1 rRNA gene is annotated in these 257 nt (G+C 42.8%); it reads left to right on the plus strand.

The window, feature by feature from the left end:
• Positions 1–155: 155 nt before the first annotated feature.
• Positions 156–257: ribosomal RNA gene (gene rrf / locus PZE06_RS29325) — 5S ribosomal RNA — on the plus strand; the annotation flags it as partial.

Raw genomic sequence — 257 nt, forward strand, 5'->3', positions numbered from 1 at the left:
CTGATACTAATCGTTCGAGGACTTAACCAAATAAAAGTGGAAAAAATCCGCTTGATATGATTCTCTGTAATTTCTCTTCTTCATCCATTATCTAGTTTTGAAGGTACAAAGCTTTTTGCGTAAGCAAATCAGTTTCATCACCTTTAATCCAATAGTCCGGTGGCGATAGCGAGAAGGTCACACCCGTTCCCATACCGAACACGGAAGTTAAGCTTCTCAGCGCCGATGGTAGTTAGGGGCTGTCCCCTTGTGAGAGT

Source organism: Robertmurraya sp. DFI.2.37, from assembly GCF_029211245.1.
Classification (GTDB): domain Bacteria; phylum Bacillota; class Bacilli; order Bacillales; family Cytobacillaceae; genus Robertmurraya; species Robertmurraya methanolica_A.